Here is a 12,328-nt window from a genome sequence, read left to right on the forward strand (position 1 = left end):
TTACCGGGCGCCAGTTATAATTGGCACAAGAACTGGCAGGTTTCTCATATTTTTTTTCCCGCAGCGCAGGGTAGCTTTGCGGCAAATAAAATATATAGTAATGAAAATTTCAGTTTTAGTTGCGGCATCCGCTTTATTCCTCAGCTTTTTTGCTGCCTGTTCAAAAGACAATGATTCTGTTACCCCCACGCAAACCCCCAGTGAACTGTTATCTGCTACAGCATGGGAAACTACCAGTGCAAAAAACGCACAGGGAGCCAATGTGCCCCTGACAGATGATAATGTAAAGAATTTTGTTGGGTTTGCCTACTTCAAAGCCAATACGCAATTTACCATGTACAATTTAGACAACAGTCCCAAAATGCATGGCGACTGGTGGCTTTCATTGGATGGCAAAACAAGGTTTATCATAGCAAGAGATGCCAATGGCGCCCAGTTGTTCAGACGTGAAGTACCGATCACCGTATTAACCAGCAAAGAGTTCACTTACCGGGTTTATCCTACTGCAGGAAATACAACCGTATTTTTCGACATCGTTCATACGCCCACCACTCATGCAGAGCCGGCAAATTAATGATACTTCGTCCCGGTAAACCGGATACGCGTCAAGTTAGCATGAAACTGTACCCGCCGCATAGCGGCAGATGAATATTGTAAGAGCGGGTTTTAACCCGTCTCGCCATCCGGACGAAGGGTTGAGAACCGTCAGCCCGAAACATCTGCCGTGCCTATGGCACTCACATCTGCCTTTTGGCTGCTAACATCGCGCTAAAGCACGACGTTCTAAAACCGATCCGGGGCTATGCCCCTCAAAGCCTTTAATAGCGCAGATTTGCCGGCATGCTTACATCCCCTTAACTTGACGCCAATCCGATAAATCGGGGGGATGCATCCGTGAGCTTTTATAACCAATGAGTTCACTTTTTTATCCCTTGCTTTGTATAGATATAAAATATCCAATGGAAAAGGAGTATGCATTTTCCATTGGATATTTTATATTTTACATTTCCCGCAGAGGCCTGTTAAAGAACGGCTTTTTCTTGCGGCGATTCCCTATATTTATGGTATACTCCAAAAGATATGCCTGCCAAAATTCCTGTATTGAACCTGGATAATTTTGCCTTTAACGCAGTAAACGGCATCACCATACTCAACCATGTGCTCAAAGGAAGCAACCGGATCACCAGGCCGCATAAGCACAATTTTTACCTGTTTTTTTTAATTCATGAGAGCAGCGGCAGCCATACCATCGACTTTGTAGAACATCCTGTAAACAACTACCAGATTCATGTGCTGCTTCCCGGGCAGGTACATCACTGGAACCTGGGGGCTTCCACTACCGGATTTCAGCTGATGATCAGCGAGGCAATTTTTCAAACCATGATCAATTATCTCAGCTTTAGTCCGGTATTTTATTTCCGGCACCCCGTGCTGTCCCTCGATGCGCATCGCTTCAGCGTTTTTCATCATGAATTTCAGCAGCTGGATGAAGAACTGCACACCAGCCGCCCCAACCTCGATATCATCTACACCCGCAGTAAGCTCATTGTACAGCTGTTGGGGAAGGAACAGGAAAACCAGTCGGAGATCATCCAAAAAATGAAATCCAACCCGCTCGTTATCCGGTACACCACTATGGTTAACGAGCAATTTCGCGAACACCGTTCTGTAGCCTATTACGCCAAACAGCTCAATATCACTCCCAATTATCTCAATATTCTTTGTAAACGCTCCCTCTACGCCTCCGCAACCGAACTGATCCAGAAAAGGCTGGTGCTGGAAGCAAAACGCCTTTTAGAGGTTTCCGGCAAAAGCATCAAGGAAATCGCCTACGAGCTGGGGTTTTATGATACGGCTAACTTTTCCAACTTCTTCAAATCACAAACAGGCGTTGCCCCCAAAGCATTCAGGGCACATAAAAATTAACAAACTTAAAAATGCCAACAATTAAATATTATGAAAAAGGGTCGCTATATTTACCGCTTCGATCCCAGGGATCAAATTTGAACAGTGTGTAAAACAAAAAAACAATGAAGTATCTGCTCACAATCGGACTGCTGGCAACAGGCAGTCTTTCGCTTTTAGCCCAATCAAAGGCAAAACCAAAACCGAAACCTGCAACGGCAAAAAAGACAGTCGTGACCGCAGCCCCCGCAGGCGCCCCTGCTTTAAAAACACTGGCAGACTCAGCCAGCTATGCCATTGGCGTCAATATAGCCCAATCAATGAAAAAGGATCTGGGCGATATCAATACCAACATTATGATGGGAGCCATGAAAGCCACTTTTGAAGGAAAAAAACCCGTACTGGATGATGATGTTTTGATGAACGTGATCATGACCTATTCGGAAAAAGCCAAGGAAGCACAGGCGCAAACAACGGTGGATGCCGGAAGGGCCTTCCTTACCAAAAACAAAACACAGCAGGGTGTTACTACTACGGCAAGCGGATTACAATACATCGTATTGAAGGAAGGTACCGGTGAAAAGCCCGGCGCCAACGACACCGCCATTTGTCATTACAGGGGATCATTGCTGGACAGTACCGAATTTGACAATTCCTACGACCGCGGCGAGCCGCTGACCATTCCCGTATCCGGCGTTATTAAAGGGTGGACCGAAGGGCTTCAATTAATGAGCAAGGGATCCAAATACAAATTCTTCATTCCCTATGAGTTGGGTTATGGCCTCAGAGGAGCGCCTCCCACTATTCCCGGCGGAAGCGTACTTGTTTTTGAAGTAGAGCTGATGGATGTAAAGAAAGGAAATTAGTTGATGACTGATGGCTGATGGTTCATCGTTCATAGGGCGTCTATGAACGATGAACCATTCGCTATGAACTAAAATAGCAACCGGTGCGTGTCTTTGATAACCCCCATCACAAACACGCTTTGTACATGCCCCAGGTTTTCGACCTGGCTTAAGCGGTTCACATGAAAATCATAAAACCCCGCCATGTCTTTTGCCCGCACTTTTAACATAAAATCAAACTCCCCGGAAATGCTGTAGCATTCCACCACTTCATTCAGCCCGTTAATAGCCTGGATGAATTTTAACCCCGCTTTCTTATCATGCTGCTTCAGGGAAACATAACAGATTACCATCAGCCCCTGGTCCAGCTTTTGTGCATCCAATAAGGTAGCATACTGCTTAATAACCCCCGATTCCTCCAGGCGGCGGATCCGTTCATGCACTGGTGTAGGACTTAAATGGACCCGGGCAGCAATTTCAGTTACGGACATACGGGCATTGTCCTGCAGGTGTTTTAAAATTTCCCGGTCTTTCGCATCCGGTTCGGGCGCCGTTGACAGTACAGCCGATTCTCCTGTTTTACCATTCCGCTTCATATTTTTACAGCATTTATCCCCATAAATTTACGTATTTACAGGGAATACAACTTATTAATATCATTTCATGTAGTGTTTTCTTCTAAATCGTACCTTTGTGACCTAAAAATTTATAGCATATATGTCCACTGTAACAAAATCCCAGATAGACTTTGCCCTGAATTACAAAGTTGCCGATATCAGCCTGGCAGACTGGGGACGTAAAGAAATAAGACTGGCCGAAGCAGAAATGCCCGGCTTAATGAGCATCCGTAAAGAGTACGCCGGATCCCAGCCGCTGAAGGGCACCCGTATTGCCGGATGTTTGCACATGACCATCCAGACTGCGGTGCTAATTGAAACACTGGTGGCTCTTGGAGCCGAAGTAAAATGGAGCTCCTGCAATATCTTTTCTACACAGGACCATGCTGCCGCAGCCATTGCAGCAGCAGGCGTTGGCGTATTTGCCTGGAAAGGACAAACACAACAGGAAGCCGATTGGTGCATTGAGCAAACCCTGTTTTTTGGCGGGGCAGACCGTCCTTTAAACATGATCCTCGATGATGGTGGCGACCTTACCAATATGGTATTGGATACTTATCCGGAACTGGTGCAGCATGTAAAAGGCATCAGCGAAGAAACCACTACCGGTGTTCACCGTTTATATGAAAGAGTGGCAAAAGGCACCCTGCCCATGCCCGCTATTAACGTGAACGACTCCGTTACCAAATCCAAGTTTGACAATAAATACGGCTGCAAGGAATCCCTGGTAGATGCGATCCGCCGTGCCACCGATGTAATGCTGGCCGGCAAGGTAGCGGTTGTAGGTGGTTATGGTGATGTAGGTAAAGGATCTGCTGCATCTTTGAGCGGCGCCGGATGCCGGGTAATCGTTACAGAAATCGACCCCATCTGCGCGCTTCAGGCAGCTATGGATGGTTACGAAGTAAAGAAAATGATCGATGCCGTTAAGGAAGCAGATATCGTGGTTACTGCCAGCGGATGCCGCGACCTGATCACCGGCGAGCATTTTAAAGCGATGAAGGATAAAGCCATCGTATGCAATATCGGGCACTTCGATATCGAGATTGATGTGGCCTGGCTGAACCAGAATTATGGTCATACCAAGGACACTGTTAAACCACAGGTGGATCTTTACAATATTGATGGCAACGACATCATCCTGCTGGCAGAAGGTCGCCTGGTGAACCTGGGCTGCGCCACCGGACACCCCAGCTTTGTAATGAGCAACTCCTTCTCTAACCAGACCCTGGCCCAGATTGAGCTCTGGACTAATAACGACCGGTATGAGAACAACGTATATGTGTTGCCCAAACACCTGGATGAAAAAGTAGCCCGGCTGCACCTTGCGAAAATAGGTGTGGAACTGGATACCCTTACCCCTGCACAGTCCGCTTATCTCGGCATTCCGGCAGAAGGACCGTTTAAACCGGAATTATACAGGTATTAATATTTTTTGGGGGGCTGGCCAGAAAAGGTCGAAGCCTGCTAAATTAAAAAAATGCAGCTCACTTGTTGAGCTGCATTTTTTTTAAGAAAATCAGAATATGTAAAATAAATAAAACCCTTTACCGGGAAGACGAAAGACCTGGCAATACGGGGAGGCTTTCATTGCCATCTGCACTAACCGATTGTATCGCAAAAAAATAATTGTCTTTTGAATAGGGAACCGTGATGGTAGTTGCCGGGGTAAAGATTTTTTTTTCCCATTGCGGACTGCTGGTTTCCCGCATCAGCAGGTAATAACCCTTACAGGCACCCGCGGCAGGAGGGCTCCATTTGATGGTGGTGGAATTTTCCAGCCCCCTGGTGATGTATGTAACACGTTGTGGTACGGCCGGCCCTTTTGCCAGGTTGGCCAATGTAACCAGGTTCAACGCCGTATTTTTCCGCAGGTACTCAAAGTCCATAAACTCGGGGAGATCGCCATAGCGCACACCGTTCTCCGTGCGAACATCCTGGTGCTGATGCTCAAAGTTTTCATTCATTTCCGTAACCCGCACCGCGGTATACCCGTTTTCTACAAAAGGGCTGTGATCGCCATTTCGGAGAAAACGATCGTTGCGGTAAACCAGTTTTACGGTCATATTGTCTACATAACGCTCACCCACCTCTTTAAAGTAGCGCGCCAGCTGCCGGGGGGCGCCATCGTTTTCCAAACCCAGGGAACGGATTTTTGTCAATGCCTCCCGGTCGGCCTTTAACGGAAGCCCCTCACTAAAAACACGCACCTGGGTATTATTAACGATGCGCGTTTCATTGCTGTTATTACTTCCTACAATATCATTGTTCAGCAAGGCTTCCAGTTGCCATTTTTTTGCTTTGATCTGGTCTGCTAAAAAACGGGCTCCCAATAGGCCCTGCTCCTCGCCTGAAGTGGCCACAAAAACAACTGTTACCGGAAATGCCTGCGCACTCATAACCCGGGCACATTCAATTACAGCCGCCACACCACTGCCATCATCGTTGGCTCCGGGCGCCATGCCGGTGCGGTCCATTACATCGGTCCGCCGGCTGTCGAGGTGCCCGGTCATCATCAGTACCCGCCGGTCCTGCGGATCGGTTCCCTTTAAAACAGCCACCACGTTCCCCAGCACAAAGGGCCTATCTACTCTTTTGCCATCCGGAACATAGGTCAGGGTATCGATAAAAGCAGACAGCCTTCCACCAGTACCAGGAGCCAATTGCCGGAACTTTTGAAGCACCCATTGCTGCGCAGCACCAATGCCCTCATGGGGATGGTGCTGTGTGCTTAAGGTATGCCTTGTATTGAACCGCACCAATGCGTTGATATAAGCGCGCAAGGAATCGGCCGAAACAGCCGCCGCCATTTTCTCGATTGCTGAGTCCCTGTAGGTAATGATCTGTGCCTGCAGGGCGATCGGGGCAAATACAGTCATCAGCAAGCCCGTAAAATACTTTTTCATATTTGCAATTATGGCTCAAAAATAATAAAAGCAAGAAACTCATAATTTTTATGTTCTTGAACAATAATTAACATTTGTTTATAGCAATACCGGGTTCATTCACCACAGCACTATTATAAATAGCACTATCTTCCCTACCGGAAAAGGCGCTGCTATAATACCGCCCGGACGCTTGTTAAGATCAAAAGCAATATTTCACTCTTCTGCATTGCTGCTTTTGGGGTCTAAAGTGGCCGGCTTCTTTTAACGCTAAAGCAACCCGATTATGAAAAAATGGTATCTACCTGTTTTGCTTATTACGTTGTTTGCATTCACGGGCTGCAGCAAAGGCACCCTTAAGCAAGATGAACAGCAGATTATTGGTATTTGGGAGGCAACATACAGTAATAGCCTTGGATCCGGAAGCCAGACGCCAAACTTTGGAGAAGGCACTTACCAGTTTGACTACGGTCATTCTTTTTCCTTTACAGGGCGCTCCGGCACTGCATATATGGGAAAATGGCTAATCCGGAATCAGTTAACAAATACTTACTGCGATAATTGCAAAACCGAAATCCCCCGCAGCTTGCTGATTAATGCAACGAACAGTGATTCCCGGGAACAGATATCAGACCTCTTCAATGAAATCCGGTTCACCGGAACGGACCAGTTCAGTGCCACCCTGACAATCGGAACACAGACCTATACCTTTAAATTCAGGAGAAAATAGCGCTTAACGGATGTTTAATGCAACCTGCTGCTCCCTGTTATCCACTGCTGATCAGCTGAAATGCCCGTTCGTCACTTTAGGAATTTATATGCCCTTCTTAATAGTTATTTCACTATTTTAGCCCCTGTATCAAAAAAATACAAAAACCGGTTCATTCATTTCCTGCCATTGATTTCGTTTTTTATGAAGTTATTTTCTACACAGTCCTTGCTCCTCGCCCCCGCTTTCATGTTGTTGAGCGCCGCGGCTCCCCGTTTATCAACGCATCAGCCGGATCCTATAACGGTGGTAAAAGCAAAAAAAAGCATTAACCTGCTCGATAAAAAGAATGCCTCCAAATGGAGAGGCTACAACGGAAAAATACTGCCGCCAGACTGGACGATCAGTGACGGAATGTTATGGATGAATAACGAAGCCAAGCCGGACCCTGCGTATAAAGGCGGACGGGATGTTATTTTTACCGGGCAGGAGTTTGAATATTTTGAACTGACAGTAGACTGGAAAATAGCCCGGGGTGGCAACAGCGGCATTTTTTATCATGTAAAGGAAGGCTATGGCGCGCCATCCAGCATCAGCCCCGAATACCAGCTCATTGATGACGAAAATTTTGCCCAAATGCACCCTGACCTCAAAGACTATAATGCCCAGTTTGGCGCTAAAAACCCCGAGCAGCTGCAGGACTGGCAAAAAACCGGTGCCGATTATGCCATGCATCCGGCAGATGAAGCCGCAAAAGTACTTCACCCGGTTGGACAATGGAATAGCACCAAAATAGTAGTGGCCCCCGGACGCACCGAGTATTGGCTTAATGGTGTAAAGCTATTAAGCTTTGAGCCCTGGTCCGCCGACTGGTACGCCCGTAAAAAAGCTGGCAAATGGGCAAAAAGCGATCTTTATGGAACCCTTAAAACGGGTTATATCGGGTTTCAATATCATGGAAGTTCCCTGTGGTTTAAAAACATAATGGTTAAACCGCTTTAGTCCAAAGGAGCCAATGATGAACAGTTAAAAACAATATATAAATATGAAAAGAAGAAGTTTTATAAAAACCACGGCCGCGGGAACGATCGCCTTTATGCTTCCGCTTTCATCGTCCGCCTTTAGTTCGGAGAAGAAATTAAGGGTGGCTCAGATCGGGCTGGGCTCCATGGGCTCCAATGATCTGCTGGCAATCGCATCGCACCCCCTGGTTGAAATCGTGGCCCTTTGTGATGTAGACAGCAAAAACCTGGATAAGGCGAAAGCCAAGCATGCCAATGCAAAAACGTTTACAGACTATAAAGAACTGTTTGCGACGATGAGCAACGAAATTGATGCCGTAGTAGTATCTACAACGGATCATGCGCATGCACCTGTTTCGCTGGCAGCCATGGGTCTGAATAAACATGTGTATTGTCAGAAACCACTAACCCACTATATCTCTGAATCACGAAAAATGGATGCTGTAGCCGCCGAAAAAAAACTGGTTACGCAAATGGGTATCCAGGTGCATTCCTTTTATGATTATAAGCTGGCCACCATTCTGATTCAGAAAGGCATTATAGGGAAGGTAAAAAAAGTGATCGCCTGGTCGCCCAAAGTATGGGGTTATGACGGTGAAGCACCGGAGGGAAGCGATCCCGTACCAGAAGGGCTGAACTGGGATCTATGGCTGGGCACAGCAAAAAAACGCCCCTATAAAAAAGGGCTTTACCACCCGGGGAACTGGAGAAAGTGCATCGACTATGGTTGTGGCACCCTGGGTGATATGGGTGTTCATATTTTTGATACGCCCTATAACGCGTTGCAACTTTCGGTGCCTTTAACCGTAAAGAATGAGTGCCGGGCCCCTACAGGATTTGGGCATGCCGAAAAGAACCATGTTACTTATGTTTTTCCGGGTACACCCTACACAGCAGAAACACTGGAGTGGGTATGGTACGATGGCAAGGGCGCGCCCGAGGCCCAGGACGAGCTGAAACTTCCGAAGGGAAAATTACCAGACCAGGGCGCCATGTTTATCGGGGAAGACGGGAGACGTCTTTTGCTGCCCCATTTTATGCAGTTGCCCAAACTGATCGTGGACGATAAGTTTGAACGGATCAGGATCAAAAAATACGACCCCACCGGGGCAGCGGGCAAGCCAACCACCAGCTATGATGCCGAAACTCCCAAGCACTACCATGAGTTTGTAAATGCCTGCCTTGGCACAGCCAGTTGCAGTGCACCTTTCTCTTACGCGGCTAAGCTAACGGAAGTGATCCTCCTCGGTGTTATTGCAGCGCAGTTTCCAAACGAAACATTGCACTGGGATGGCGAGCAGGCCCGGTTTAAGGAAGACAAAGCCAATAAATTTATTGCCGGGGGCGCTGCTTAACCCTTTTGGGCAGCCCTTTTCAACAAAAAAACGATCAAAAAGGGAGTGTCTCAAAAGTCACTTTACCGCATGATGTCGTTCTGAAGAATAGATCCCGGGCTTGACCCGGGATCTATTCTTGTTTCAACATCTATTGACGAACAATCATCTTTAGATGCCGAAACAATCCCCATCGCCATCGGGACGGCATGACGAAATAGAGACTTTTGATACAACCTCTTTTTGATTCTTATACTTTGCAACGCATTTTGACAGAATGTGAGCTATTCAAACAGGAACACAAGAGCAGGGGGATTCATAACCGGTTTGAAATTGGCAAAATGAACAGCAATTTATTATTTGACCCTACCCTCAACAAATAAAACATTGAGACAGGCTTTAAAGATGGGCCTTTCTACAGGCAATTAGACAGAACCTTACTATGGCTTCACCTCCGGTACAAAGGGAGGCACCGGTACTGCAGAAAGCGACAGGCTGATTTCAGCAGGTTTTAAACCTTCTGCCCTGGCTATGATTTTTACCTGGCCGTTTGCGCCTTCCCGGCTTTGTATGATCAGCTGGGCCAATCCGTTGAAAAGACTGCGCTGGTTACCCTTTTCCGGTTCATGCGAAAGCGGATCCCCATTCCCCACTCCAATAATGACTGCCCCATCGGCTACCTCAAATGTAACCTTGTTATTTGCCACAGGTACGGAACGGCCTTTTTTATCTACCGCCTGAACGGTTATGGGCATAGCATCCCATCCATCATTCTTCAATGCATTGCGGTCAGGAATTAACTGCAAAGCATACGGCATGCCGGTTGTTTCCACACTAAAGCGGGCAACGATCTTTTTGCGGGAGTTATAGCCAATCGCTTCCAGTTTGCCCGGATGATAGGGCACATACCAGGTGTTCATGGCATATTTATCTGCTTTTTGCCCTCCAAGCTTTTTGCCATTCAGAAGCAATGCGATGCTGTCGGTATTGGAAAAGGCCATTACTTTTATTTTTTTACCAATGCTGTCTGCCGGCCAGTTCCAATGAGGCGATAAATGCAATACCGGCCGGTCATTTCTCCATTGTGCCTGATGAATCCAAAAGGCGGATTTGGGAAACCCACAGAGATCCATAATCCCAAAAACGGAAGCGATGGCAGGCCACTCATTGGGTTGTGGTTCGCCATGATAATCAAAGCCGGTCCAGTAAAAACCACCGGCTACAAAAGGGCGCTTGTCGATCAGCTCCCAGTTTTTCCGGTGTGTATTACCCCAGGGCTGAAACTCGGTGTCGTAGGAGCCCAATACAGAGGCTTTGCGATTGGTAACATACGCGCCCCGCGTCATCACTGCCGACCCGTCCTCGGAACTGATCAGTGGTTTATCAGGATATTTTTTATGGAACGCATCATAGGCGTGTTGCTGGTAATTGAACCCCACCACATCCGCCGCCTGCGAAACATTAACGGGGTTCAGCTGACCACCGCTCTGGGCCGCTGTTACAGGACGGGTTGTATCCAGCTCTTTAACCCTGGCGCTCATGTAGCGTACCATCTCGTAGCCCCGCCATTCGCCCTGGAAAGGCTCTTCATTGAATACCGACCACAAAATGACACTGGGGTGATTCCGGTCGCGCCGTACCAGCCATTGCAGCTGGCGAACGTATTCATCCGAAGTATTAAAATTCCGGTTCTCATCCATCACCAGCATGCCAATGCTGTCGCAGGCCTCTAAAAGCTCGTTCGGTGGCGGGTTATGCGAGCACCGGTAGGCGTTGGAGCCCATCTCTTTCAGCTTACCCAAACGGAATGCCCAAAGCGCATCCGGCACGGCCACTCCTACCCCTGCATGATCAAGATGGTTGCAGGTGCCTTTAATCTTCAGCTGCCTCCCGTTCAGATAAAAACCTGAATCAGCCCGGAATTGGATCGTGCGGAATCCGCATTTGGTTGTCACTTCATCAATGATCATATTGTTCTTCCTGATAGTGGCGACTACTTTATACAGATAGGGATTATCCACGTCCCAAAGTGTGGGATTGGCAACATCGAGCAGGATCTTTGCCGTGGTCTCCTGCAGCACTTGCGCCTGAACTTTCGCAGATGCGGAGCCTATAATTTTATTGTTTCTGTCTACTAAATTTACGGCAATGGTGGCATCCTGCGGCGCAGTGCCCGCGTTGGCAATGGTAACCTCGGCGGGGATCAACCAATTACCTCCCGCTTTTTTTATCGGGTTTGCATACACACCGTCTGTTGTAATATGCAACGACGGTCTTTTTACCAGCCAGGTATGCCGGTAGATGCCCGCACCCTCATACCACCACCCTTCGTGCGCAACGGCATCTACGCGAACGGCAATAACATTGGTTTTATCATTTCCGTAGAGCGCGAGTGGTGTAATATCAATATAGGAGGAAGTATACCCGCACCAGTTGCGATGCACCGTGGTACCATTTACCCAGATTTCTGCATTGGTAGCAATGCCGTCAAATTGCAGCTCAATGTTTTTGCCCCTGTCTGTGCTATCCAGTTTAAAATGACGCCGGTACCAGCCATAGCCTCTTTTTCGAAACCCCTGCGAAAGGTTTTCTGAAGAATCGAAAGGCATTTCGGACGACCAATCGTGTGGCAGGCTTAGCCGGCGCCAATGCTTGTCGTCATATTTTGGCGAGGCGGCCCCTGTAGCGGAACCCGCTTTGGAAGTGGCATAGCTGGGGCCATGCCCTTTGATTACGGGAAACGGAATATCGCCCAGGTGAAACAGCCAGCCCTTATCAAGCGAAAGCTTTTCCCGGACCTGCGGTTGTGCCTGGAGGTGCTGCAAACCACTGCCCAACAGGAGAAAAAGAACGAAACGGGCAAAGAAACAAAATCGAATCATACAAAAAATTTTAAAACCGTCCGAACGGAGTTCATCCGGACGGGCACAAAGATACAGTAGAAATTATAGCATTTAAGGCTGCATGAGCTTGTATCAAAAGTCTTTCATCTGTCTTGCGGAATAAGCTAT

The 12,328-nt window shown here is 47.6% G+C and carries 10 protein-coding genes; 7 read left to right on the plus strand and 3 right to left on the minus strand.

Going from position 1 to position 12,328, the window contains the following annotated elements; genetic code table 11:
* Positions 1-100: 100 nt before the first annotated feature.
* The 3 genes from GGU45_RS02660 (at position 101) to GGU45_RS02670 (ending at position 2,771) form a co-directional block, all read left to right on the plus strand.
* Positions 101-574, plus strand: a complete 474-nt coding sequence (locus GGU45_RS02660; protein ID WP_435221746.1) for a DUF4822 domain-containing protein — start codon at positions 101-103, stop codon at positions 572-574.
* A gap of 506 nt (positions 575-1,080) precedes the next feature.
* On the plus strand, positions 1,081-1,926 hold the full coding sequence (locus tag GGU45_RS02665; protein WP_435221748.1) for a helix-turn-helix domain-containing protein: 846 nt from the start codon (positions 1,081-1,083) through the stop codon (positions 1,924-1,926).
* A 104-nt stretch (positions 1,927-2,030) separates the two neighbouring features.
* The gene (locus GGU45_RS02670; RefSeq protein ID WP_435221749.1) at positions 2,031-2,771 is read left to right on the plus strand and encodes an FKBP-type peptidyl-prolyl cis-trans isomerase; all 741 of its coding nucleotides are present in this window, start codon (positions 2,031-2,033) and stop codon (positions 2,769-2,771) included.
* A 68-nt stretch (positions 2,772-2,839) separates the two neighbouring features.
* Here GGU45_RS02670 and GGU45_RS02675 read toward each other — a convergent pair whose 3' ends face one another.
* On the minus strand, positions 2,840-3,346 hold the full coding sequence (locus GGU45_RS02675) for an Lrp/AsnC family transcriptional regulator (RefSeq protein ID WP_435221751.1): 507 nt from the start codon (positions 3,344-3,346) through the stop codon (positions 2,840-2,842).
* 121 nt (positions 3,347-3,467) lie between these two features.
* Here GGU45_RS02675 and ahcY point away from each other — a divergent pair, with 121 nt between their 5' ends.
* The gene (gene ahcY, locus GGU45_RS02680; RefSeq protein WP_435221753.1) at positions 3,468-4,796 is read left to right on the plus strand and encodes an adenosylhomocysteinase; all 1,329 of its coding nucleotides are present in this window, start codon (positions 3,468-3,470) and stop codon (positions 4,794-4,796) included.
* 118 nt (positions 4,797-4,914) lie between these two features.
* Here ahcY and GGU45_RS02685 read toward each other — a convergent pair whose 3' ends face one another.
* Entirely contained in the window at positions 4,915-6,273 is a 1,359-nt protein-coding gene (locus tag GGU45_RS02685) for a M20/M25/M40 family metallo-hydrolase (RefSeq protein ID WP_435221755.1), read from the minus strand.
* A gap of 265 nt (positions 6,274-6,538) precedes the next feature.
* Here GGU45_RS02685 and GGU45_RS02690 point away from each other — a divergent pair, with 265 nt between their 5' ends.
* From GGU45_RS02690 to GGU45_RS02700, 3 genes are all read left to right on the plus strand, one after another.
* Complete coding sequence (locus GGU45_RS02690) at positions 6,539-6,982, plus strand: hypothetical protein (RefSeq protein WP_435221756.1); 444 nt, start codon at positions 6,539-6,541, stop codon at positions 6,980-6,982.
* A 183-nt stretch (positions 6,983-7,165) separates the two neighbouring features.
* Positions 7,166-7,963 (plus strand): 3-keto-disaccharide hydrolase, encoded by a 798-nt coding sequence (locus GGU45_RS02695; protein ID WP_435221757.1) that lies wholly within the window; start codon positions 7,166-7,168, stop codon positions 7,961-7,963.
* A gap of 43 nt (positions 7,964-8,006) precedes the next feature.
* A complete protein-coding gene (locus GGU45_RS02700; RefSeq protein WP_435221759.1) occupies positions 8,007-9,338 on the plus strand; it encodes a Gfo/Idh/MocA family protein in 1,332 nt (443 codons plus the stop codon).
* Between the two features lie 419 nt (positions 9,339-9,757).
* Here the strand turns inward: GGU45_RS02700 and galA are convergent, their stop codons facing one another.
* Complete coding sequence (galA, locus tag GGU45_RS02705) at positions 9,758-12,199, minus strand: beta-galactosidase GalA (RefSeq protein ID WP_435221761.1); 2,442 nt, start codon at positions 12,197-12,199, stop codon at positions 9,758-9,760.
* Between the last annotated feature and the right edge of the window lie 129 nt (positions 12,200-12,328).

It is taken from the genome of Niabella hirudinis (genome assembly GCF_051201075.1).
GTDB classification, from domain to species: domain Bacteria; phylum Bacteroidota; class Bacteroidia; order Chitinophagales; family Chitinophagaceae; genus Niabella; species Niabella hirudinis.